Origin of the sequence: Formosa bonchosmolovskayae, from assembly GCF_051016085.1 — a bacterium.
Taxonomy (GTDB): domain Bacteria; phylum Bacteroidota; class Bacteroidia; order Flavobacteriales; family Flavobacteriaceae; genus Formosa.
In genome coordinates, this window is the sequence record NZ_CP174605.1 from 3,716,065 (window position 1) to 3,741,037 (window position 24,973).

Below are 24,973 nucleotides of genomic sequence, written 5' to 3' on the forward strand. Positions count from 1 at the left end.
TGTTAATTTTTAATTGGTGGCACTGCAACGGTTTCCATTAAAGCCACTTTATTACCTCCAAAAGTTTTTGTAATCGGCTTTCCATTTCTGGTCAATCCTTCAAAAACGCCTTGATCGACTAAATCCCATAAAGCATATTTGGCTTCTCCATTTAAATTGATAAGGCCAAAATGATTTTCGGAACCTAAGGGATTATTGGCATCTTTCCACTGCTCGTCGAAAGCTTCAAAATAAAAGCAAGACATTCCATTTTCGTTTGTCCAGTCTCGCATAGATTTGTAATACAAGGCTTCTTTATATTCGTCTGTAGCCTTGGAACCCATTTCTCCATACAATTCGTTAGACACGCTCGCCCAACCTGTTTCTCCAATATGAATTGGCTTATTTACGCCTAAACTCGTCATGTAATTGTAAACACTATCGTATTGCGATACGGCATAGGCTTTAGCGCGTGCCATAGCAACTTCAATCTTTTCTTCGTCTGATAAATCTGCTTCACTGTCTTCAACACCCCAAAATACAGGATGATAATGGGTATCGTGCATTGGGTAGGTATGCATAGAGATATAATCGACAGTTTTAATTAGTTGATTTAAATCTTCTGTATGGTATTCGGCATCGCCTCCACCCCAAGACGCAAAATTGTCTGAGCTTGTAATCCATAAATCAGTTGGTAATTCTCCTGATTGTTTTAAGTCTTGTAAATGATGTACCCATTTTAAAATCACGCCCGGCTGTACGTAATAACTCGTCGCCCATTTTACCATGGCTTCATTACCCACTGCAATAATTTTAACGATGTCTGGATATGCTTTTGTTAACTGAACAGCCGTTTCTATCTCAACAGCATTTCGTTCACTTTCTAGACTATGGTCTGGCTCGCCGTTAGCGGAATTGAATGCATTTTTACAATCTATCCACACGCCAAGCATCACATACATTTCAAAACTTGGATCCGTTGCTTTTAGTTCACTTATCGCTTTTAACAGATTAGCCGCCTGATCTAAATGCACATTATAGGTCCGTAAAACTTTTATGCCCATGGCTGAAAGAATCTTCAAATCGTCTTTCAATTCTGCCATAGTAGGTTGCACATCGCGAGTGGTTTCACGGTAACCGCCATAAGACATAGCCAGGTATTTTGGATTCCCTAAAATAGCTGCTGCCGATAATTCCTGCGCAATCTGAGTTTTATTGTTACATCCTAACATCATACAAACTATAAAAAGTGTTATACAGGTTTTTAGATTACCCATGCGCTATTATTTATTTACAAAAACTTTAATATGATTGACATGTCCTTTACGTTCGAAAATGGATTTAGAAATAATATCATCTAAAGTGTTCCCTTCAAAAGCACGCTGTGTATGGTCGTTAAAAACAACTTCAATATGTGATGTTTTAGCACGTTTATAAATCACAGGCACCTGACAATATGTAAAACCTAATTCACCTTCTTGAAGTGCGATAGTTTGACTTTCTTTCTGAATAGTAGTTATACTAAACGATGCTGCTGCTTGTAAAAACTCTTTAGTTTGTAATAACCGTGGATTAAATACAATTTTACCCGCTTCTACAAACACCCCTAATTCTCCTGCTCTACTTAATACATCTTCCTTAACTTGCCCAGTCATCCCAGGTTGTTGTGCCCCTTTGGTTGCTGGTGTATGCGAGTACGGATCTGTTGGGAAGGCACCATATAATTCGGGTGATTTATGTACGCCTATACCGGCATTGATTTCGTAGTAATGATCTAAAAGACGACCGATAACTTCATCCGATTCTTGGTGTTTAATGGCCAATAAGCAATTCTCTTGTACCGCTAGTAACAATTTAGAAACCATATGCCAGTAAATAGAACCTAAACCTTCGTAACCAAAAAAGGTTCCTGAACGCCCAGTAAAGGATTTATGATCGAAAATATCCTCGAATATTTGTAAAACTAATACGCTATCTTCTTCTACTAATGCTTTATATTTTTCATCTAACTCTGCTAATGCAACATCTAAACTTTTTGCATTATTAAAACCACCATTAAAATGATAATTCCCTAAGAAATCTTGTTCTATAACCTGTCTGTTTCCATCTTGAACTAAGGTTTTTAATAAGTTAGATTGTTCTACACTTTCTGATGGAATATTATTTTTTTGATCAAATCGAGGTAAGTCTTTGTTAGGATATAAAATGTAACTGTATTGATCTGCTCTAAATAACGCACTTTGCTTTAAACTATCTAATAAACTTAAGGCTTGAGTTGCCGAAAGATACTTAGAACTTAACACAGCAACTTGACCTTCTAACATTTCCGACAAGTATGAAATAGATACTTCATCCTCGTTTTTAATCGTCATTAAGTTGTAAGCATGATACATATTATCTTCGCGCTTATTGGCATCGATACTATGTTCTAAATATGTAGTTGTAATCGTAATAAAATCTAGTAACTCTGATTTAGTCACTGAAGCTTTCTGACTAGAAAAACTAGAGTTATAAATGGTTTCTCTATACACACTTCCTGCAGTTCCTAAACCGTCTAACACGGTTTTTCTATTTCTATCTGAAACCCCCTCTGCAAGAATGCCTTTATTGTCTTCTAAAGTTGACACGACGGCTTTGAAAAACGTGACTAACTCCTCAGAAATGTCTGTATGCTCTACATCAGATTTCTCTACTAAATCCTTAAAGAAGTCTAGAAAACGTCTTAAGTAATATAACGTAACCATAGATACACCATTTCCTACCAAAGCATTATTGGCATCGTTCCATTCTGGGCGTTGTGTATTTAACCAAATACCACCTTCAGGAATAAAATTAGACACCTTTGCTAATACGGTAGCTAGTAATTTCTCTATTAAATTAACACGATAAATGGTCGCGTTTTGGTCTACCAATAAAGCGCCATCTGCACCTAATTCGGCACGTTTTTCGTCTATCGCAGTATTTAATTTATAATCGAAATCTATAGTGTCTTTCGGATTGTTTAAAATGTCTGTATACGACTTGATTTTATAAGGTACGTTAGCATATACAAACACATCCTGATTAAAGCGTTTTGCTAAAGTTCCTGGATAATAATCTTCGCTAAATTCTAAAAATTTAAGGAGATAAATAATTTGGTGATCTCCCCAATACCCGATGTAAGACCATGGATCGTCTTCTTCAATCACTTCCCAATCAAAACCACTTTTAGTCACACGATAAGGATTATAGCCTTCGAACGTCGTGGCATTTAAGAATTTATGAATCATGCCCTCAATAAACTCTGGATACGCATGTGCTAAAGCTTCCCAATTCTGGAAGATATCTCGCCAGTTCCCTTCGTAATCTAATATTTTAGAACCGTCTACTTCACTTTGTGTGTTTATAGAAAATTTATTCCAAGGCCTGCTTGGATCTCCATGTCTTCTACTAAATTTAAGTGGTAAATATTCTAAACATAGGCGTTTAAAATCCCGATCGTTACTTAATTCTGCTATACGTTTTATGTCGTCTAGTATAAATACATCTGGTAATTCGTTTATAATGCTTTCGTTTTGTTTGAAAACATGTTTATTTGCTTTGGACAGATATGTAATAAAATCGGCTTTCTCTATCTGATAATTATCATCGAAAATTCCACCACGCATAATATTAAAAAGCGTGTTAGAAAAATGTCTCATGTTAATAAGTGGGTCTGCAGTAACTTGTAACCCATCTGCCGCACCCGACAATGCAATTAAACGTTTTGTACCGGCATCGATATCCTCTTGAATAATACTTGCGATGTTTGGTTCTTGTTTTAAAAGTTCAGAAACTTTAACGACATCTGAGATGGTTTGATTTACATTGGCAACAAACATCCAGTTTTCTGATGTATTGGATTCTAAAACTAAATCAGATGAAATAAAGTAAGCTCCTTTTTCGGCTTTAACATCTATTTCTTCCGTAATAGTTTGGTGTGTTCTAAAGGCATTTAGTTGTCTTGAAGACAATAAATGTGTTGCATTACTAATCCCAGAAGACCATACAATATTGGCTTTTAAAGCTTCGCTAGGTTCGGCCTTATCGACAATAACTGCACTTAATGCAAAAATTCCTAAACCAACTTCGGTTTGCAATTCGCTTTTCTTATATGCATCTACTAAATTACTACTGCTGTTTTGTAATGCTGAAGTCACTCCAGATGGCAATAGGTTTTGAAGTCCGTCTAAAACCGTAACTTTAATGGTGTTTTTTGAATGATTTTCTAGTGTAGATTTTTTTACAAATCCGAATTGATTGCTAGAATTCCACTCGTACTTAAAGGTTAATTTTAAATCGTGATTTACCTCCTCGAATACCACTTTATTTCCATAGCTATTCTTATAAACATGTCTTGAGATTTTATATAATCCCGTTTGTCTTTCCGAAAACGGTTCCCAAATAATAGATTTCCCTTTTATATGGATTTGAAAGATGGTTTTACTTCCCGTTATATCGGCTAACTCCGTGATCTTATCATCGGTATAATACGGAAACAACGCCGATTCTGCATTTTTACGTCCTGCAGTTAATCCGCCATTACTTGAAATAAACATCCAATGGTTGGAATCGCTAACAATGCTCATAAAAAACGGACGCATGCTATCGCTATTCGAAATTTTATAAAATGTTTCGCCATTAAGAGTGACTAGTTTTTTGTCGGAATTAGTAGTATTAAAACTATTACTTGTCTTAGATTCTTTATGCATTGTATTTTTCATTAATCTTGAATTATATTGGTATTATTTAAAAATTTAAACACCATATAGCCTTTTAAAATCCCCAGTATTGTACTGCTTATTAAAGACCACTTTTTTAGGTTAAAATTTTGTTTTTGGTATATGCTTGTTTTGTTTGTAAAGGGCAGTGTGATTAAGCTAACTGCCCCTTAAAAAAACAAACTACAAACAATATTATTGGTAAACTCTTACGTAATCTATTTCCATGGAATCGCTAGTAAAGTCTGGATCAATATCTCCTCCTAAACTACCGCCCATGGCCACATTTAAAATCATAAAGAATTCTTTATCATAAAATGGCAAATCTGCATTATTGTCTAATTTTACCACTTGAATATTATCGACTAGAATAATTAAGTGTTCCGCAGTCCATTCTAATGTATACAAATGGAATTCCGATGTCATTTCACTTACTGCTAACGTTTCGCCGTAACTCGCATTCGCATTTGTGCTCGATTCAAACCAATGGAAAGTTCCTAGTGAGGTGTTTTTATCCCATCCAGTTTGTTCCATGATATCTATTTCTCCACACAAGGGCCATCCCACGGTTTCAAAATTGGAACCTAGCATCCAAATCGCTGGCCACGTACCTTGAGCATCAGGTAATTTTGCTTTCGCTTCGATACGACCGTATTTAAACGCTTTTAACCCCTCAGATTTAAGTCTTGAAGATGTATATGCATTTCCATCTTTTATGGCTGTAATCTTTAGCAAACCATCTTCCACAATAACATTACTAGCATCGTCTGTATAGGTTTGTACTTCCTGGTTTCCCCAACCGCCTGCACCTAAATCGTAGGTCCAGTTTGTAGCGTCTGGTGCGCCATCGGTATCAAATTCATCTGACCATACTAAGTCATTAAATTCGGATTCAAAATCAACTTCACCTTCAACAGGTTTACTCGACGTAAACACTTGGTACCACGCTCCAAATCCTGGCTGAATGATTCTAACATGTAATGTGTTTTCTGTTACTGAAATAATATCGTAGCTACTCGCTCCAACGTACCAGCCCATAAATCCACCATCAGATATTTCGAAAGCGGTTCCTCTATAAGGCATATCGTTATAACTTCCTTCTAAAGCGGCCTTAGAAGTCGATGGTAAAAAAGACACGTTTTTAACACCAAACATATCTGTCGCTACAGTTTCGTCATGACATGTATCTCCATCAATACCAAGTTCGTCGGCATAAGCACCAGGAACAAAAGCAGGTCCTACAGTTTGTTCAAAAGTTAATCCCTCACTTGTACGTGTAAATACAAATTCATTAGTATACATACAATATTTCTCTTCATCCCAAGGTTGAATGGCATTCCACCATGCTTCATAAGCAAACTCACCATTTCCATAATCGTCTTCAATAGGTCCTAAACCTACATGTAAAGGTATATTCGCTGCCCAATACCAAGTTTTAGAGTCCCCTACCAGTTCTCCTGCCATTAATTTTTCTGCATCGACATCAGAGAACGAGCTAAACACCTCTACCTCCATAGCGGTACTGGATTTAATACCTCCTGTTCCAACAGCATTAACCACTACAGTATAAGTATTAATACCGGTAGTTGTAAAACGGTGTTCGGTTACACCAGACGGCGCAACACCTGTTTTTCCATCTCCAAAATCGAATTGATAAGTGATTTCGTTATTCGCTGTAGATGTAAAAACGACAATACCGCTCCCATCACCGTAAGGATTATCTGCATCTACGCCTAGTATTTCTGCAGATATAGTCACTGCAGATGGCGCCATAATTTCACCTATGGACACATCGTCTTCTTGGCAACTTGTAAGCAAAAAGGCAAACGAAAGAAAAAGTCCTATATAATATTTTATGTTCTTCATAATTTTTAGTTTTTATATTCTTACCAATTTATATTGCCAGAATGTTCCTGATCCTGTTCCTGTTTCTACAGTAACACGTAGTGTATTGTTATCTATAAACGTCACGTTGTAAGTAATAGAATCGGGTGCATTAGCGGCATCCGAAAGTTCACCTTCGTTATTTGCTTTTGCCAATCCAATGAATGATCCTTTACCATCTATGGTTAATACACCATCGTTATACATATAGGTTGCTGCAATAGAACCGTCGAATGGCGCAATAGGTGTGCCGCAACCATCAGTACCACCTTGCCAAGGTTCTAACCAAGTCGATCCTCCAAACTCATTTTTAAATGAGCCATCTGCTCCAAACACATAAACATCATCGTAAAAACATGCCCGTTCTGTAACACATGCATCGTCGCAATTCCACCAAGATACATCACCTATACTAGGGCCAACGCCTAAAGAACCTGCATCGGCAGACAGTTGCCAAGTTCCTGTTAGCGGCGAGCTTACTACGCCCTCTCTAACTAGAGTAAACTGCCAATATGTACCTGAACCTGTACCGGTTTCAATACTCACTTGTATCGTATTTGGATCTGAGAAAGTGGCTTTATATGTTACGGAATTTGGTGTTTCGGAAGCATCTGTTAACTCACCTTCATTCGTAGCTTTTGCTAGTCCTATAAAGGCACCTTTACCATTAATAGTAATCTCATTTGTGTTTTCATTATACGTGTAACTCGCTGGATTAGATCCATCGTGTGGTGCAATTGGCGTTCCACAACCATCAGAAACACCTTGCCAAGCCTCTACCCAAGTAGCATCTCCCATTACATTTTTAAATGTTCCGTCTTCGCTAAATACATACGTATCATCGTAATAACAAGCACGTTCTATAACACAAGCGTCATCACAATTCCACCATGTAATATCACCTACCGCTGGTCCAACACCTAATGCACCTGCTGCAGAAGACATTTTCCATGTTCCAACCAAACCTGTATCAATGCCTGAAGGCACTTTATAAAAGAATACATTGTCGATAAATAGTGTACCACTTCCAGATGGCACACCTTCTAATTTAAATTGTATGGTATTTGAAAAATCTAATGAACCATTTGCATCGGTAAATGCAGTAAGCGGAATATCGAAAGAGGTCCATTGGTCTTGTTTTAATTCTAGATCGTAAGGCGTTTCACTTGTCGTTCCGTCTGCTGTTGCCGTAATAGGAAATAATAAGGCATTAAAATCTGCTTCGGCTGTCCATACATCAATATGAATAAATTCCATTGCTGAAGCATTAATAGGAGCGCCACTAAAATCGATACCTTGATACGTAATATCTCCATATTGAATGGTATTATTCCCTCCAACCTGAATTTCTGTATAGGTGGTAGTTTGTCCCCAATTTGGGTTGTAATCTATAGATTCCGGATTAGTATAAGAATCACTGTAAATTGAAATCACATCACCTTGTGCTCTAATTGGTACTGGAGCAGCTTCTAAAGGTTGAAGAATTGCCGTTACTTCAAAGGCTTCAGAATATTCTGTAGTTTCTGCGGCAGCACTCATAGCCACCACTTTAATAGTATACGTTCCTGCGTCTTCATATTGGTATGAAATCGTTTCATCTACATTTAAAGGCACCGGTTCTTCACTTGGATTTTCTCCGAAATACACTTCAAATCCAGTTGCAAAATCTGCTGTTGCAGACAGATTGACTTGCTTAGAAATAGCCGCATCATTTTCAATAGTCACGACTAAATTCTCAGGCGTTTTAAACGACACCACAACACTCTGCGTGGCCGCTGTTGTTAAACCATTTAGAGACACTGCAGTTATGGTAGCCTCGTACACACCTTCTTTGTAAACATGCGAAGCACCTTTTCCTGGGGTAATATTAACTTGATTTTCTGAACCATCTCCAAAACCGACATCGTAACTCACGGCGCCTTCTGCTATAGGCGTAATAGTTACTAAGCCCGTATTGTCTTGCGTTACGCTAATTGAAGCGGATACATCTGTAGGCGCTGCAATATCCTTTACGTAATCGGTATTATCGTCTTCCGTACACGCAATTGCTATAAGCGCAATAACCGCTAAACTGAATGCGTATTTTATAAATTTCATCATAGTGTGTTAGTTTTAATAGTTTGCATTTTGCTCCCAGTTTCCATTAGAAAATTGAATTTCTTCTATTGGAATAGGAAATACCTCGTTTTTACCTGTTGTAAATCCGTCTATTTCCGAACCTCTACCTGTTCTTACTAAATCGAAAAAACGATGACCTTCTCCAACAAGTTCTACACGTCTTTCGTGTGCAATAGCATCGGTAAGTGTTGCTCCTGTTGCTGTAACATCGTTTGCTGTACCAAAAGCTCTTGCTCGTACTCTATTTAAATATTCTTGTGCTTTTACATCGCTAATGCCACCACGGTTATAAGCTTCGGCAGCCATTAATAACACATCTGCAAAGCGAATGGCTCTGTAGTTGTTGGGATTTGTTAGGTTTTGATCTCCTGTATTTAAATCTCCTTTTCTAGCAATGTATTTTCTGTTGTAATAGCCTGTATGTTCATTACCTTCTCCGTAAGTCGCATCGTTTGCAGCGGCCCATGCCACGATATCCAGAATAGCAACATCTTTTCGTAAGTCACCGTCTTCAAATTCGTCTACAACTTCTTGCGTTGGTAAATTAAAACTGAATCCAGAATCGAATACAGGTCCTGTATAATTTCTAATTCCGTTGAAACCAACAGCTACATTTCCTTCACTACATACTAAACATTCGAATCCTGCACCTTCGGCATCTGAATATTGCACCTCGAAAACAGATTCACTATTATTTTCGCCGTCTGTTTCAAAAATGCTATCGTAGTCACTTACTAAGTCATACGGTCCGTTTGCAATAAGATTATCTAAAACGGTAGTCGCTTCCGAGAATTTTTCTTGGTATAAATAGGCTTTTCCTAAAAGCGCTTGTGCAGATCCTTTTGTCGCTCTACCTGTTTGTGGTGCGGTATAATTTAAGTGTTCAATAGCATAATTTAAATCGGCTTCAATTAAAGCATACACATCGGCAACTGGAGAACGTGGTAGTACGGTTTCGTCTCCCAACTCGAATCGTGTTTCTTTTAACGGCACTGGTCCAAACCATTTTACAAGCTCGAAATAGTAATATGCTCGTAAAAAACGTGTTTCTCCAATAATAATTTCTTTACCGTCGAAGTCGGTTTTATCTTGAAATTCTAAAATAAAATTAGTTCTATTCACTCCAGCATACATCCAATCCCATAGATTTTTTAATTCACTATTTACAGGTGTATGTATCATTTTATCTACTTGTTGCCAAGACACAACATCGGTCGCACTTTCTCCTCCTGCAACGGTATTATCTGAAGCAATTTCGCCTAAGATGACGTTTAAATAAGTAGATTGTAATAAGTCGTAAGCACCAACTAAGGCATTATAATAATCGTCTTCAGAATTGAAATAACTTTCTGAATCGATACTATAGCGATCGACTTCTTCTAAGTAAGTATCGCTACACGAATGAATTGCAAAGACACATAGACATGCAACTAATCCTGCTGATATTTTGTTTATATATTTTTTCATATTGCTTTTTTTTAGATGGATAGGTTTAAGCCTAATAAGAATTGTCTAGAAATTGGGTAGAAACCATAGTCTACTCCGCCACCTATGGCATCACCATTAGTTGCAGCGGGGTCGTATCCGTTATATTTTGTAAGTGTAAATGCATTATTTACAGAAACATATAATCTGAATTTACTAATCCCTAATTTATCAATCACTTGGTCTGATAAGGAATATCCTAATTGTATATTCTGAATTCTTAAGAACGCAGAATCTTCAACATAAAAGTCAGAGAATAATTTGTTTGAAGTCGCTCCTGTTGTTGCTCTTGGTACTGAATTACTAGTTCCTTCTCCGGTCCATCTGTCTAAATATAAATTCAGTCTGTTTACATTAGGTTGGTCACGCTCGTAATTACGAACAGTTTCTTTGCCTAATTCGGCATACATATAACTACTAAAATCGAAGTTTCTATATTCGAAATTTAAATTTAATCCCATGATATAATCTGGTTGAGGTTTCCCTAAATACGTTCTATCATCTAGAGTAATTTCTCCGTCACCGTTAACATCTACAAAACGAATATCGCCTGGAGCGGCAGTTGCGCCTAAACCAGATTGTGTAGGATGTGCATCGACTTCTGCTTGATTTTGAAAAATCCCATCGGTTTTAAGTCCGTAGAAATACCCTAAAGGTTGTCCTACTTCCATTCTCGAAATAAAAGGTTGCCCAACACTAAAAGAACCACCTTCAGAAACAACACCATTACTTACAGATATCACTTCGTTATTAATATGCGTCACATTATAACTTACTCCAAAAGAAAAATTATCGTTAACAGCTTGTTTATAATTTAAGAAAAGCTCGACCCCTTTATTTCTAGATGTTCCTGCATTTACAGTTGGTAACCCTGCTCCTGGAGCACCTCCTCCTAAAATACCTGATACTGGAAAGTCTTGGATAAGTAAATCGTTTCGGTCTTCCACGAAATAATCGGCTACAACTTCTAGTTTGTTATTAAATAAATTAATATCCAAACCAATATCTAATTTCTCGGCTGTTTCCCATGTCGCATCCGGATTTGGAATTCTTCCGTTAGCTGTTCCTGTTACTAAAGATCCGTCGAACACATAAGTCGCTTCACCTGTTAATAACGATCGGTATAAATCTTGTCCGTTATTATTATTTCCTAACACCCCATAACTGGCTCTTAACTTTAAAAAATTAATGGTGTTAGAATCTTTTAAGAAATCTTCATCAGAAATTTTCCAACCTGCCGTTGCCGAAGAGAAGTAATCGATTCTATTGTCTGTAGAAAAATCTGAAGCCCCATCACGACGAATCATACCTGAAATTAAATACTTACTTTTATAATCGTATTGTACTCTTGCAAAATAAGACGACAATCTAGAATCGTAAATGTAAGAGCTAGTCGACTTGGCTTCACTTAATCCGTTCGCTAAAGAAATATCTGCAAACTCCCAAGAGTTATTTGGCACATCAAAACCTGTGGCATTTAAATTATCTCCCCATGCACGTTGCGCCGTGGTACCTAATGTAAATGACGTATTATGGTTTTCTCCAAAGGTGTTTTCGTAATTAGCAAACGTATCCCAAGTATAGGAGTTGTTTGTGTTTTTAGTCTGAGTAACCGTACTTCTATCGGTATTAAATACTTTCCCAGATCCGTAATTAACTATAGGAGAAAATACCTTGGCGTTATCGTTATAAGATTTTACACCAATACGAGACGTTATAGTTAATCCGTCAATAGGTTTGTACTCTAACTGAAAGGTTCCTTCAATAGAACTTCCTGAATATTTATTATAGGTATTTGCAATTTGAGAGATGGGATTTACCACTTCGTTTCCTAAAAATCCTGAAGTATCTTGCTGATCTATGCTATACGTTGGTGCATAGTTTAAGGCATTAAATAAAGGAGTTCCTAATGCATTCTCTCCAATGGTTTTTCTATTATTATTAAAGTAGTTTGCCGAAGTGGTGACTTTAAGTTTATCGAATACATCGAACGCTAATTTAATTTTCGCATTTGCTCTTGTGTAATTTGACTTATCGCTAGCGACAATACCATCCTGCTCTAAAATAGATCCTCCGAAATAATAGGTGCTTTTTTCTCCACCACCTGCTGCAGATAGATTATGATTTGTAATTGGAGCCGAATTAAATATTTGATCTTGCCAATCTACACCCGTACCTAAATCACTCACATTAGGAAACGGTAAGGCTTGCCCATTAGCTGCATAACTTTCGTTTAAAATTAACGCATATTCTGTGGCATTTAAATACGGTAATTCGCGAGTCGTTTCTTGAAAACCTGAATACACATCGTAGTTAATTCTTGCTTTAGCATTACGCTTACCGGATTTAGTGGTGACTAACACCACACCATTCGCACCTTCAATACCATATATGGCAGCTTGCGCATCTTTTAATATTGAAAACGTTTCGATATCGCTAGGGTTTATAGAATTTAAATCCCCTTTGTAACCATCTATTATAACTAAAGGCCCATTATCTCCATTAGAACTTACACCACGAATTAAAATATTAAATCCTCCACCTGGAGAACCCGAAGGAGCAGTCACCGAAACCCCTGCCGAAGTTCCTTGTAAAGCCTGAGCGGCATCAACTGGTCTTAATGCCTCAATAGTTTCAGAATTTACAATGGCTACAGCACCAGTTACGTCTTTCTTCTTTTGTGTTCCGTAACCTACTACAATAACCTCATCTAACTGTGCTAAATCTTCTTGCAACTGAATGGTTAATTCGTCGCTACTAGAAATCACTACTTCCTTAGTTATATATCCTATATAACTCACAGAAATTGTCGAACCAATTTCAACCGCGTTTAAAGTAAAGTGACCATCAAAATCTGTAGTGGTTCCTTTACTTGTATCTTTAATTATGATGTTAGCACCTGGAATAGGAAAACCAGTTTCATCTTGAACAGTTCCTGACACATCTATATGCTGTGCACTAGCAAATGTTATAAAGAACAAGGTTAAAATTTTAAATAACGTGTGTCTCATAAAAATTAGTTTTTTTGTTTAAGGTAAAACTAGCATTTATGATTAAAAAATTACTAAATAACACCGCAACAAAAAACATACATGGCAAAAAAACCCGTCTTTATTTAACAAAACATCAATTATACGGCGTTTTCCCAAGGTTTTGTTAAAATACTATAACCCACTAATAAAAAGCGAATTACAGTAGATGTTGTGGTAATGTATGGGTGATTTTGTAGATTGTATTGGTTATTACATCTCTAAAATGTAATCGGTAAGGTTAGATTCGTGAGGTAAATTCATTTTTTTACGCAAACGATACCGTTTAACTTCCACACTTCGTGGCGAAATATTTAATAGTGGTGCAATTTCCTTAGATGATAGATTTAAACGCAAATATGCACAGAGTCTTAAATCGTTTGATGTGAGTTCTGGATGTATCGATTTTATTGTCTTTAAAAAGTCTTTATCTGCATTATTAAAGGCTTCTTCAAAAACTTGCCAATCGTCTGTATTATTAATATTACTATCAATAATTTTAATGACCGGTTTTATATTTCCCGTGGTTTCAACTTTTAGTAGTTCACTTTTTAAACTACTCAACAATTCATTCTTTTTAATTAATGTCATGGTAGACATCCCCAACTCTTTATTTTTAGTTTCTATATCTTGACGCAACTTATCGTTATTGAATCGCATAAGGTTTTGCTTATTTTCCAAGTCTTTTAAAACGAGTTCACGTTGATTATCTTGTAGTAATTTTTCACGTTGTTTTTTATAATGGCGTTTATAGATGTTATGCATTAACAATGAAAACAGTAAAACAAATAGCACATAACTAGCAATCATGACATTAGATAAATACCAAGGTCTATTAATGGCAAAACTATACGTTTCTGTATTTTCTGAAACAGTTTTTCCTATTCGCGCTCTCACCTGAAAGGTATATTCGCCAAAAGGTAGATTTTCAAACAATACAGACGATGTTTTAAACCACGGGCTCCAAGCATCGTAAATACCGTCTAATTTATATTGAAATTCAGGGACTAAATATTTCTTGTACTCCGGTATATTATAACGGAATTCAATATTATTTTCTTTATTTTTAAAAGTGACAAAGGTGTTTTTATCGTATAAATGAATGGTATCATTATTCTTAGAAGTGGTGTTCGAAATAGTATTCAAATGTATTTTAAAGGGTTTATGCTCTAACTTATCTAAATCTATAATCATGTAACCAAGCGCATTGCCATACAAATATTTATTTTTAAACAAATGTGTTATATTTTCGTAACCAGGAATATCATGTCTCACAAAACTTGGAAGCGAGATTTTTTCAACCTTTGGTAGATCACTTAATTTACCCGGTGTCATGTAGGTAATCCCGGATTTAGAAAACGACCATAGTCTTTGATTGGTTTTATCGACTATTAATTTACCTGAAGAGTATTCTTCTTCGGTAAAAAATGCACTCAATACAGAGTCTTGTACAAATTTTTGTTGCTGAAAATCATAATCGTAAACACCGCCTTTATTGGTAAATAGCAACTTGTTATTGTATGTAACAAGACTCGAATTTAAGCCTTGTTCTATAGATGGGTCCTTTATTATTTCTGTGGCTTTAGTTAAATTAGAATCCAGTGTAATTTTAAACACACCTTTATACTCGTGGTTCACAAAAACCTGATTCGGATTTATAAATTCTATAAACCTACTAGACACGTTAAAACCGTCTATTTTATTTCTTAATTGCCACTGTCCGTTTTGCTTCTCAAGCACATACAAACCACTATAATTTCCTTGTAATATTAAATCATGACCTATGGGTTTAACAATCCAAGTCCCTTTTACATCTGCAATACGTTTGCTTGTGTTTTTTGTAATCTCAAACGTGCCGGAATCATGACCACAAAATAAAGTCTCCCCTATTTTGGTTAAACACCACGTGGCACCTTGCATACCTTCAATAAATCGATAGCTAGAATCTACACCCAATTCTTTGTAAAACAATCCTTGATTTGTTCCTAAATACAAAAAACCATGGTGTAAAACAGACGTATTTACAGCCCCTAACTCTCCAGTAATGTCGTTATAAATAGTAAAAGGAGAATCAATATTAACGCAGTTTATACCATTTTCTAAGCCCAGCCAAATATTAAGATCCGCATCTTCAAACACAGAAAGTATGGTATTATTACTTAATCCATTCTTCTGATTTAAATGTTGAATAATCTCTCCCGAGGCGTTTAAATGATAAATTCCTTTCGAAATACTTCCCAGCAAAAAACTATTATCTTTCAGTTTTAAACTTCTATAAATCCTAACATTAGACAAGGTAGCGTCCGAAGGTATATCCCATTTTATTAAATCACCACTTCCTTTAAATGTATAAAACCCTTTATCTTCTGTTTGAAACAAAATGTTTCCATCTTGATTAAAAATATTAACCAATAAATTTTGTTTTAAAATAGGGTGATCTGATATTAACTTAGACTCACCTTTTACAATTTCGTAAACCCCATCATTTACGCGCTGAAAGTAAACACTGTTGTTCACCTTTATCATTTTATAAATTATGGTATCCGAATTTATAATAGATACTGAAGCATCGGTTGTATTGTATATGTAAATCCGATTTAAAGATTGAAATAACACCCAATCATCTATAGCGATTATGTTCCATATATCTTCGTCTTCTAAAAAAGAAATATTCAAATTGGCAGATAATGGCACATATTCTAATCGTCCTAAATGATTGGGTTCCCAATATCCAAATGCCTTATAACTACCGGTGTAAATGCTATGTTCATCTACGCTAACCGATCTAATAATGGTGTTGTTTGGAGATGGATATAAAACCCAACTCGCGCCATTAAACTCTAATAAACCTTTATTATTAGCGACATAAATATTTTTACTTTTAGACTGAGATACAGACCAATTTTGATTATCTGCACCATAATCTACAGGGGAAAATACTTGTATAGGTGGATGCTCTAAAACTTGAGCCTGAGCTTGAAGTTTTATAACAACATGTAATAGAAGAAATAAGACCGAAAGTTTAAGTAATTTCAAGGGTTAGGTATTAGTTTATTTAAAATGTAATATAGTAAAAACATAAACAATGAACAACATGTTACTCCCACCAATACGCGTGATGTTTTTTGCCTTTAATAAATTTTATACTGAGATCCATTTAAGCTGTAACACATGTTAGCATCGTCTTTTTAAGATAGTATAAACGCCTACTAAATAGTACTGTTTTATAATACATCTGTTTTAATGTGCTCTATTTAAATGTGTAGGTCCTCTTATATTGAATGGTTAAAAACCAAAACACGCTAAACCGTAGAATCATGACGATTGAAAATCTTATTATTAATTTTTAAATCTTTAAAACTGCAATACAAAACAATACTTGTCGGATTAAAATCTTATTTATACTTTTAAGAGAGTGAATTACAATCAACTTTATAACTGACGTACAAATGAATAATCCACATTTATCCAAACGCACGCTTAAAATACTGCAATTCATAAAAGACAAGCACTACCCTTCCATAAATCAGATTTTCGACTATCTAAAAACATACGACCTCGTAATGTCCTACCGAACGTTTCACCGCGATTTAAAAAAGCTAAGAACCGATTTTGGTATCGAAATCACTTACAACAGAGTACATAATGGCTATTTTATTAATAAAGAAGAGAGTATCGATATTCCCTCCTTTTTTAGGTTTTTAGAATTGGTTAGCCTAGCCGAACTGTTTTCCGATGGATTAAGAGGCGACAAAAAACTAATGGAGTATGTGCATTTCGATGAGACCCCCGAATTAAAAGGTATTGAAAATTTACAGCCTATTTTAATAGCTATTAAACAAGCTTGTAAACTATCGTTTACCCATTACAACTATTATAAAGACACCGCAAAAGCCTACACCATCTCGCCCTTAATGGTTAAAGAGTATTTAAAGCGCTGGTATGTAATTGGTGTTATAGAAGGTACCACCGAACTACGGATTTTTGGAATCGATAGACTTTCTAAAATCCAGCAAGGCGAACTCACCACCGTGCAAAAAAAGGACTTTCAAGAGGAATTGGATAAGTTTAAAGATATTGTGGGCGTCCGCATAAACGAAACGCCTAAAGAACGCATAATAATTCAAACCGATCAAAAACATATGCGCTACTTAAAAAGCCTGCCCCTGCACCACTCTCAAGTAATTTTAGACGACAAGAATCCAGAGGCTATTAAAATTAGCTATGAGATTAGACCGAATTACGAATTTGACACTCAAATCTTAAAAATGAGTTTCGAAGTCGAAGTCCTAGAGCCTATGTGGTATCGCGAACATATAAAGTCTAAAATAGAGGCCATCTATAAAAAATACAAAGCCTAATTACCGTGTCGGCACTATTTCATCCTATTCCCTTTTTACTAAAATAATTTTTAGACTGACATGTTTTGTCAGTGTCTATGTCCATATTTGTATCTACCTTTTAATAGTTAACTGTAAAATACATCACATATGAACATTTTATACATCCACGGACTCAACAGCAGTTTAAACGCCGAAAAACGAGCGGTTTTAGAACACTACGGCACCGTTTTCGCGCCGTCTATCGATTACGAAAACCACCCAGATGCTATTACCCAACTCATTACAACCTATCAAACGTCCAACATGCACGTGGTTATAGGGAGCAGTATGGGTGGTTTTGTGGGCTATTATGTATCTAATCAGTTTCAATGTCCTGCATTACTGTTTAATCCTGCTTTAGCACAACGCTCGGTACACCAAAACACTCCAGAGCTAACACCACATCACAAAAGCGCTTTAAAACATCTGGTTCTGGGCACAGCAGATACGAAGGTGAATCCTGCAGAAACACTCCAGTTTCTGAGTAAAACCATAAGTCGTAACCCAGAATACACCATCCATCTTCGAAACGATTTAGAGCATCGCATTCCGTTAGACATTTTTAAAGAAGAGGTGGATTTGTTTTTTAGTAAGTACAATCAGCTTAAATAATCCGATCTAAAAATAGGCATAGCAGAACACGTTTCAGGTTATAAATTTTAATTAAAAATTGCACGGATTAGAACGTTGACAACCGAAACAACCAGTGTAACAAAAGTGACAGCCAAAGCGAAACCAATATCGCATCTTTGTAACTTGAAACACAAACGCACCCTAGTCAGTTTATTATTAGGTACCATTGTAGGCTATTTCTATTATCATGTTGTGAGATATAAGTGGTAGTTGTGCCATGACTTCCAGACCGTGCTTTGTTGGGAGGATTAGTATTTTATAGGTTTTAAAAAGAAAAATCTAACACGGAATAATCTAAATACCACTCAACTAATCAAAGAATCAAGGTATTACATGTTGTAATACCGGCTCTTGACGCATTATAAATTATTATCAATCGTAAACACATTAAATATATGTTCAATTCACTTAAACAGCTTTTCGGTTTCGGACCAAAAGTAGATTATGCTCAACTAGTTAAAGACGGTGCCATCATACTCGATGTCCGCACCACAGCAGAATTTCAGCAAGGTCATATTGTAGCCTATCCCATTTTAGGACACCTCTAAATTCGACAAAAAATTGTTTTCTTGCTCGGATTTGGGGATTAAATTTATTTCATCTTCAAATCTGGGCATAAATTCTACAGGGGATTTGTTTCCCAAGGATTTATGCGGATGATTATTATTGTAATCAAGTTTCCATTGATTGTTTAACTTTTGTAACTGATAGATGTCATCAAAATAATAAGCATCCAGTATATCTTCCCTATAATGCCTATTAAATCTTTCAATATATCCATTCTGCATTGGTTTGCCTGGTTGAATATACTTGATTTCGATAAAGTTTCTTTCACACCAATTAGCAAAGGTCTTTGATATAAACTCAGGACCATTATCACATCTAACGTACTTAGGAACACCTATTTCCTCTTTAAGTTGCTCTAAGACCTCTACAACTGCTCTGGCAGGAAAGGACAATCCAGCTTCTACCAGTAATGCTTCTCGATTGCAATCATCTATAACGTTCAACACACGAACCTTTCTTCCATCACTAAGAACATCACTCATAAAATCCAAACTCCAACAAATATTCAATGATACTGGAGCTTCTAAAGGCTGTTTGACTCTTGTTGCTAAACGTTTCTTGTGTTTACGCCTTAGTTTAAGTTTCATTTTTCTATATACTCTCAGAACACGTTTTCTGTTCCATTTATGACCTTCGCGACGGATTCGGTTATAATACTCGTCAAAACCTCTAGTAGGCAATTGCTGGGCAAGTTCAGAAAGCTTGTCAATGACTTCTTTGTCATTTTTCTTCCTTTGGTAATACCACATAGAGCGTGTCAACCCAATAACTCCACAAGCGCGCTTAACGGACACTTCGTACTGTTTTATTAGATATTTGACACGAAATCGTTTGTCGGAAGGTCTTAGAACTTTTTTGATAATACGTCCTTTAGCATCCGAATATCAAGAGAAGCATCCGCATACATTTGCTTAAGCTTAAGGTTTTCTTCTTCAAGTTCCTTTAGTCGCTTTAAATGGCTCGCTTCCATGCCACCATATTTCTTGCGCCAATAATAAATGGTACTCTTGTCGATTCCTAGTTCTCGGGCTAGTTCAGGGACGCTTCTTCCTTGTTCATTCTCCTTTAGGATCTTCACAATCTGTGTCTCGGTAAATTTGCTTTTTTTCATGTGACAGTTTAAAATTTAAAATTAGTAAATTCGAATTTTATGCTGTCCTATTTTTAGGGAAGGCTACAATATTAAGGGGGCTCAAAATATGCCTTTAAACCATGTGTCTACAGCGTGTTCTAAACTGAATAAATCAAAAACAATTATCACCTGTTGTGCAAGCGGTATGAGAAGTGCACAAGCAAAAAAAGTACTTACAGCCAATGGGTTCACCGCGGTTAATGGTGGTGGCTGGAGCAGTTTACAGGGGAAAATTTAGGGGGAAATAAAAAATAATACAACTCCTTTTTTATCACATAACTATACCCGGTAATATGTATATATACAACGATATAAAAGTAAGATCTTTATATCCCATCATTATAGGATTGCCCACAGCTGTAGGAGATTTTAAACAACAAATAAAAAACTGTTATGTCGATCTATATAAAACATTACGGCTATACATTTGATGACGTTATGGTTAAATAATGGATTTATTTCTGGAGCACGGTGATCAAACAATATATAATTTAGAAACCTTAGGATTTAAACTCATTCAGGATTGTAATTATAGCCTCCCCATAATGCTCCACTGTTTTTGTACTTATCCCTTTTATTTCAAATAATTGATTTGTAGCTGTGGGTTTCAGAGTTACTATATCTTGTAAAGAACTATTTCTTAATATCCAGAACGGTTTAATGCCTTTCTTAATCGATAAATCAAACCTCCATTCTTTTAATACTTTGGTCAATTGTAAATCCTCTTCTTTGGGCTGTGTAAGCGTAAAACTTTGTGTTTTAGGTACGCTATCTATTTCTTTTGGATCATTAATTAGATTCAATATTAATTCGCCTATGTCCTCTATTTTTTTGGAACCGAAACCAAAGACTTTTTCAAGTTCACTTTTCGTTTTAGGTCTTTTCGCTATTAAATCGGCTAAAGATTTATCGTTAAACATGCGGTATGCAGGTGCATTATGTTCTCTAGACCATTGCAGACGTTTCTCTTTTAAAATATATTCTAATTGCGCATCGGTTAATTGAGTAATCTTTTTGGGCTTGGTAGGTTGCTGTTGTGTAGTGTATTTAATTTGTATACCGTACTGTTTTGCTATATAAATTAAAGTTCCTAGACCTATAGCTCCATTATTTCGGCTGTATAAAACATTGAATTTCTTATCTGTTTCTTGATAGGTATAATTGGTGTTGTATTTTGATAATCTATGGTAATACTCTCGCCCAGATTCACCCAACACGGATGATAAAGAAAACCCTACCCTTAACCATTCTTCGTAAGTGGAGGTAATGTCTAAACTATTATTTTCAACTTCTTTAGCTATAGCCTCTACAACATCTACTTCTTTATTACCTGTAACATGTATTGCTCCGTTTACCGGGTATTCTTTAATGGGTACTTTTTTAACTGGTGGCAAATGAAGCTCCGGAAATACATCTGAAAACGGATTACAAAACAGGTGTTCATCGTAAGAGAGTAGCATACATCTAGAGATATCTTTACAGGCTTTATCTATGATAATGTTATATTCTTCTTTGTAATATTTTTCGAAAGCGTAAAACTGCTCTAAGTGCGTTTCTTCAGATTCATTTATTTTTACAATTACCTTTAGGCCATTACCACTTGGACTTTTAAACGCCACATAGGTATATTCATCCTGCTTTACTTGATTAAAAACCTCATTATAGTTGGCGATGTCGTCGATATCTATCTGAAGTAACCCAATATGCTCTATTAACCCTTTAGAATTGCGTTCTTTAAAAACACCAGATAAAGTTACACAAGGTAACTGTGTAGTTTTAAGTTTATTCCTTTCGGACTTATCTTTAGTGTTACGTAATTGTGTAATCTCATTCTTAAGATATCCGTATTTTATAATTTCTATTAACTGGTTAATGTCGCATTCTTCTTGCGGTATTTTCTGATATAGGTTTTTAAAAATTGAAAAATTATAATCTGAATTTATTAATTGCATTTGGGTACTATTTGGGTGGTTTAAATATAAAAACATACTTTGTATCTCTTTTTTTAATGGCCTAATAAAAGGGAAGCAATATGTAATTTAGATACTGTATAAAATTAGTAATACTCTTTTATATACGCATATGCCCGATCAAACAAGACTTGATCCTTATGCAATTTATACTTATAAAGAGACTTACGTAATGACTTTTGTACCTCACGTTCCCCAGAACTTGTATTTTGCCAACCAGGAAAACGAACAACACGAACAATAGCATCTATATCTTCTACTATACGCTCAACAACTGCTGGTGTTTCTTCATCTTTTAACTCAACAAATAATTCTGTAAGTGCAGCTTTTGGTGTTTTTTCAACTATAAGATCATGTAATTCTTTTTCAGCTACAACCGTTTCTTTTGCTAGTTTGCAAAGCTCTTTTACGAACTCTATTGAAGTAATCAATCCTTGTTCTGCTTTATCTCGTAAAGCCTCTAACCGTTCACTTAATGATTTAAATTTGGGATCGCCAGCATGCTTTTTAAAGCGTTTAATTAATAGTTTTTCTAGTTTTTTAGCGTTTTTAGGATCTGGATTATTAAAAATATCTTCAATAACATCAGCATCTAAAATAAACTCTTCTAAATGATGTATATCCCCAACATGGGTATTTTCATGCATCAACTTTGTAGTTTCTGCTCCTAATGAAAACCATAAAAGTTTACCTATGTTATCTGCTGCAGGTCTTACCGATTCAAAAACTTGCGATAGCCATTTGTAATCGTCTTGATAGTCATTTAAAATAGGATCAGGAGATAACGACTCCCAGATTTTAGATAGAAATTTATAATCCTTGGCAAAGGCATCCTTCTTATCATTATCTCCAATGGCATTTTGTGCTACTTCTAAGCCTTCAAAACCTCCAAGCGTTCTATCTACACCTTCAAAATGAGATAATGAATCTTTCATCGCTACAGGAAGTTTATCTCTTAATTCTGTTAAATTAGAAATTACTGTTTTAATACTTTCTTCATCAAACTGTAACGCCTTTGCTGCATCATCAAATACACCGAAGTAATCTACAATGCGACCAAATGATTTATTAGGAAATAATCTATTGGTTCTACAAATAGCTTGCAATAACGTATGGTCTTTTATAGATTTGTCTAAATACATCGTTTGCAAAATAGGGGCGTCAAAACCTGTTAATAGTTTTGCTGTAACGATGATAAATTGTAAATCTGATTGTGCATCGTTAAACTCGTCAACAATTTTTTCTTGATGACTTTTATCAACACCCCATTTTTGTTTAAATTCCAATTCATCATTTGCAGATGTTGAAATCACAACACGACTCGCTTCTTCAGGAAAGTATTTATCTAACTCTTCTTTATATTGCACACAGGCATAGCGATCGGGGGTAACAATCATGGCTTTAAAGCCATGAGGAGCCACTTTATCTTTAAAATGAATAGATATATCCTCTACAATTTTAGCCACACGCTCTGGTGACTTTAAAAAAGCAGACATTTTTGCCGATTTCTTATTTAAAGCATCGGCTTCTTCATCGGTTAAGGCACTATTCTCTTTAAACTCTTCAAATGCTTTATCTATAGTTTCTTTATCTACATGTACATCTACTAAACGTGGTTCAAAATGCAATGGCAATGTAGCATTATCTCTAATGGAATCGTGAAATGTATAGCGGGACATATAACCACCTTGATCTTCTTCTGCTCCAAAGGCCCAAAACGTATTTTTATCGGCTTTATTAACTGGTGTTCCTGTCAATCCAAATAAAAATGCATTTGGTAATGCGGCACGCATTTGTCGTCCTAAATCACCTTCTTGTGTTCTGTGTGCTTCATCTACCAAAACAATGATATTATCTCTAGTATTCATATTTGGTTTCGCATCGCGAAACTTGAAAATAGTTGAAATGATAATCTTTCTTGTATCTCGTTCTAATAGCGTTTGTAATTCCGTTATACTATCCGTAGTTTGAAAATTAGAAATATCTGCTGCATTAAAGGTCCCTGTGATTTGCGTATCTAAATCGGTTCTATCAACCAACACAATAACCGTCGGACTCTTTAAATCCTTTTCTCGTCTTAATTTCTGAGCGGCAAAAACCATTAGTAAAGATTTACCAGACCCTTGAAAATGCCAAATTAATCCTTTTTTAATTTTTCCTTCTTTAACGCGCTCTACAATTTTATTAGCACCTTCGTATTGTTGAAATCTTGGAATCACTTTTATCCGTTGTTTCTTTTTGTTAGTAGTAAACAAAGAAAAGTTTTGTAATATATCCAGTAAACGTTTTGGGTGTAATAAATCATTCAACTCCTTCCCTACTTCACCTAAACCTAAACGCTTTGCAATGGCATCTTCATCATTTTCTAATCGCCAAGGCGCCCAAAACTCTAAAGGCGTTCTAACGGCACCGTAATACAATTCTTTACCCTCTGTAGCAAAGGATAATATGTTTGGCACAAATAATTGTGATACTGAATTTTCATAAATATCATGAACTTCATGAGCACCATCCAACCAACTAATAGCTGGACGAATTGGTGTTTTTGCTTCTCCAACACCTACAGGAATTCCATTAATAAACAATACTATATCTGGTATTTTAGTTTCTCTATGACGGATACGAAACTGTGTGGTAGCTATATATGAATTATTTTCTAAATGTTCGAAATCTATAAGTCTTATAGGCACATGGCGGTTATTAACTCCAAAAGGCATGGTTTTATCGCCTTGTAACCAACTAAAAAACTCTTCGTTGGCACGAACTAAACCCACTTGATGTACAGAAATTAAAATGGCACGAAGTTTATAAATTACTTCATCTGCTAAATCTGGATTTTGAGCTATTTCTGGATTTAAACGGATTAACGCTGCAATTAAATCTTGTTCTAACATTACCTCATTTACAGAACGATTTAACTCTTGTGGCGATTTATATTGCCAAAATGTATTATATAAACCAGTAACATCCGAAACCTCGTTTGTATTTAAATTAACACCTGTAAGCTGTTTTATGATGTAGTTTTCTACACTGTTTAGTTCGTTGAAGCTCATAA

General features: G+C 35.5%; 14 protein-coding genes. 4 read left to right on the forward strand and 10 right to left on the reverse strand.

All coding sequences use genetic code 11. The features are described 5' to 3' along the window. Positions 1-2 precede the first annotated feature (2 nt). The 7 genes from ACKC83_RS16045 to ACKC83_RS16075 form a co-directional block, all read right to left on the reverse strand. A complete protein-coding gene (locus tag ACKC83_RS16045) occupies positions 3-1,256 on the reverse strand; it encodes a glycosyl hydrolase family 17 protein (RefSeq protein WP_434036310.1) in 1,254 nt (417 codons plus the stop codon). A 6-nt stretch (positions 1,257-1,262) separates the two neighbouring features. Beyond that, complete coding sequence (locus ACKC83_RS16050; RefSeq protein ID WP_434036311.1) at positions 1,263-4,721, reverse strand: hypothetical protein; 3,459 nt, start codon at positions 4,719-4,721, stop codon at positions 1,263-1,265. Between the two features lie 192 nt (positions 4,722-4,913). Continuing rightward, positions 4,914-6,584 carry a family 16 glycosylhydrolase gene (locus ACKC83_RS16055; protein ID WP_434036312.1) on the reverse strand — a complete coding sequence of 557 codons (1,671 nt, stop codon included), beginning with the start codon at positions 6,582-6,584 and terminating at the stop codon, positions 4,914-4,916. A 12-nt stretch (positions 6,585-6,596) separates the two neighbouring features. Then, a complete protein-coding gene (locus ACKC83_RS16060; protein ID WP_434036313.1) occupies positions 6,597-8,702 on the reverse strand; it encodes a hypothetical protein in 2,106 nt (701 codons plus the stop codon). A gap of 12 nt (positions 8,703-8,714) precedes the next feature. Beyond that, the gene (locus ACKC83_RS16065) at positions 8,715-10,187 is read right to left on the reverse strand and encodes a RagB/SusD family nutrient uptake outer membrane protein (protein ID WP_434036314.1); all 1,473 of its coding nucleotides are present in this window, start codon (positions 10,185-10,187) and stop codon (positions 8,715-8,717) included. Positions 10,188-10,198: 11 nt separating this feature from the next. Beyond that, a complete protein-coding gene (locus ACKC83_RS16070) occupies positions 10,199-13,216 on the reverse strand; it encodes a SusC/RagA family TonB-linked outer membrane protein (protein WP_434036315.1) in 3,018 nt (1,005 codons plus the stop codon). A 231-nt stretch (positions 13,217-13,447) separates the two neighbouring features. After that, the gene (locus tag ACKC83_RS16075) at positions 13,448-16,270 is read right to left on the reverse strand and encodes a triple tyrosine motif-containing protein (protein WP_434036316.1); all 2,823 of its coding nucleotides are present in this window, start codon (positions 16,268-16,270) and stop codon (positions 13,448-13,450) included. A gap of 413 nt (positions 16,271-16,683) precedes the next feature. Between ACKC83_RS16075 and ACKC83_RS16080 the strand changes: the two genes are divergently transcribed. From ACKC83_RS16080 to ACKC83_RS16090, 3 genes are all read left to right on the forward strand, one after another. Beyond that, positions 16,684-17,595: a helix-turn-helix transcriptional regulator gene (locus ACKC83_RS16080; RefSeq protein ID WP_434036317.1), complete on the forward strand. Its 912-nt coding sequence runs from the start codon at positions 16,684-16,686 to the stop codon at positions 17,593-17,595. A 129-nt stretch (positions 17,596-17,724) separates the two neighbouring features. Beyond that, a complete protein-coding gene (locus ACKC83_RS16085; RefSeq protein ID WP_434036318.1) occupies positions 17,725-18,228 on the forward strand; it encodes a YqiA/YcfP family alpha/beta fold hydrolase in 504 nt (167 codons plus the stop codon). Positions 18,229-18,644: 416 nt separating this feature from the next. Continuing rightward, on the forward strand, positions 18,645-18,797 hold the full coding sequence (locus ACKC83_RS16090) for a hypothetical protein (protein ID WP_434036319.1): 153 nt from the start codon (positions 18,645-18,647) through the stop codon (positions 18,795-18,797). On the opposite strand, the gene ACKC83_RS16095 is transcribed toward ACKC83_RS16090, so the two are convergent. After that, positions 18,783-19,927 (reverse strand): IS3 family transposase gene (locus ACKC83_RS16095; protein WP_434035893.1). Its coding sequence is split into 2 segments (ribosomal slippage): positions 18,783-19,666 and positions 19,666-19,927, totalling 1,146 coding nucleotides; the frame shifts between segments, so codons are not numbered across the junction. The two genes, ACKC83_RS16090 and ACKC83_RS16095, sit on opposite strands and share 15 nt — an antisense overlap. A 70-nt stretch (positions 19,928-19,997) precedes the next feature. Between ACKC83_RS16095 and ACKC83_RS16100 the strand changes: the two genes are divergently transcribed. Beyond that, entirely contained in the window at positions 19,998-20,186 is a 189-nt protein-coding gene (locus ACKC83_RS16100; RefSeq protein WP_434037794.1) for a rhodanese-like domain-containing protein, read from the forward strand. A gap of 262 nt (positions 20,187-20,448) precedes the next feature. Here ACKC83_RS16100 and ACKC83_RS16105 read toward each other — a convergent pair whose 3' ends face one another. Then, positions 20,449-21,900, reverse strand: coding sequence for an HRDC domain-containing protein (locus ACKC83_RS16105; protein ID WP_434036320.1), 1,452 nt, complete (start codon positions 21,898-21,900; stop codon positions 20,449-20,451). 104 nt (positions 21,901-22,004) lie between these two features. After that, the gene (locus ACKC83_RS16110) at positions 22,005-24,971 is read right to left on the reverse strand and encodes a type I restriction endonuclease subunit R (RefSeq protein WP_434036321.1); all 2,967 of its coding nucleotides are present in this window, start codon (positions 24,969-24,971) and stop codon (positions 22,005-22,007) included. Positions 24,972-24,973 lie beyond the last annotated feature (2 nt).

Coding starts and splice junctions, on each gene's coding strand:
- ACKC83_RS16045 (WP_434036310.1), bottom strand. CDS start 1,256: ATGGGTAATCTAAAAACCTGTATAACACTTTTTATAGTTTGTATGATG.
- ACKC83_RS16050 (WP_434036311.1), bottom strand. CDS start 4,721: ATGAAAAATACAATGCATAAAGAATCTAAGACAAGTAATAGTTTTAAT.
- ACKC83_RS16055 (WP_434036312.1), bottom strand. CDS start 6,584: ATGAAGAACATAAAATATTATATAGGACTTTTTCTTTCGTTTGCCTTT.
- ACKC83_RS16060 (WP_434036313.1), bottom strand. CDS start 8,702: ATGATGAAATTTATAAAATACGCATTCAGTTTAGCGGTTATTGCGCTT.
- ACKC83_RS16065 (WP_434036314.1), bottom strand. CDS start 10,187: ATGAAAAAATATATAAACAAAATATCAGCAGGATTAGTTGCATGTCTA.
- ACKC83_RS16070 (WP_434036315.1), bottom strand. CDS start 13,216: ATGAGACACACGTTATTTAAAATTTTAACCTTGTTCTTTATAACATTT.
- ACKC83_RS16080 (WP_434036317.1), top strand. CDS start 16,684: ATGAATAATCCACATTTATCCAAACGCACGCTTAAAATACTGCAATTC.
- ACKC83_RS16085 (WP_434036318.1), top strand. CDS start 17,725: ATGAACATTTTATACATCCACGGACTCAACAGCAGTTTAAACGCCGAA.
- ACKC83_RS16090 (WP_434036319.1), top strand. CDS start 18,645: ATGTTCAATTCACTTAAACAGCTTTTCGGTTTCGGACCAAAAGTAGAT.
- ACKC83_RS16105 (WP_434036320.1), bottom strand. CDS start 21,900: ATGCAATTAATAAATTCAGATTATAATTTTTCAATTTTTAAAAACCTA.
- ACKC83_RS16110 (WP_434036321.1), bottom strand. CDS start 24,971: ATGAGCTTCAACGAACTAAACAGTGTAGAAAACTACATCATAAAACAG.